Raw genomic sequence first — 786 nt, 5'->3', positions numbered from 1 at the left:
CTCTCCCCCGAAGTCCGCGTTTGTCAAACGAAACTATGGACAGATCGCATGATGCGTTCTCAGACACGACCGAAATACTTGTCACCGACGACACCGAAGGTGCACCTGGAGATCGAGTTGCGTCAGCCAGAACGCTCGGATTTGGCCCTGCCAAGAGACCGCGCCACCGGTAAAACGCTAAGGCGACGACGGCTCGACCTAGCACGCCCCCTGGCGGCACAGTACAACCAAAGCGTTGCACCCGCTTAGCGTCACGCGGGTTAGCAAGGTGGAGAGTCTTTCTTGCTAAGCGGGTGAACTTAATCGTTATCTGGCTAAATTGAAACAAACATCAATGAAAGTCAACTTAGAACGTAACCTGAAACAACTTGAGGAGCTTATCCTTGAGAAAATTCGCCTTTATGACGAGTACGAGAATATCGGACCGGGTGATGACGACGACCCAATTCAACTTATCACTGTGGGATACTACATCGAACAAACAGGTTACGCTGTTGTGGTCTTTGACACTCGCCCCAACGCCGAGTGTGATGGCGAATGGACCTCATACCATGAAGATGACAACATGATTGAGGTGCCTGAATGGGAAGACGCATTTAACCATCTCTGCGACGAGGGGACGGTTTCAGTTTCAATTCCTGGAGGCAAGAAAACACTGGACACTGATGACGACAATGAAAGTGTTGCGAAATTCTTCGGTGAACAAATTCGCGATACCGTTTTGGCGATGAAAAACCGCAACGCATTTGATTCTCTTCCACTTGGCAATAACGCAAGGGTGGTAGT

At 49.9% G+C, this 786-nt stretch carries 2 protein-coding genes; both read left to right on the top strand.

Annotated elements, in window-relative coordinates:
• Window positions 1–249: hypothetical protein (locus RSSM_RS34465; protein WP_008674462.1), on the top strand; the 249-nt coding region annotated here is incomplete at its 5' end.
• An 85-nt stretch (window positions 250–334) separates the two neighbouring features.
• Window positions 335–786 (top strand): hypothetical protein (locus tag RSSM_RS03305; RefSeq protein WP_008674460.1); only part of this gene is annotated, 452 nt, incomplete at its 3' end.

The sequence above is a fragment of the Aporhodopirellula sallentina SM41 genome (genome assembly GCF_000346505.1).
Taxonomy (GTDB): domain Bacteria; phylum Planctomycetota; class Planctomycetia; order Pirellulales; family Pirellulaceae; genus Rhodopirellula; species Rhodopirellula sallentina.
Note: the sequence above shows the minus strand (reverse complement) of the source record. Positions and strands in the feature narration are given on the sequence as shown.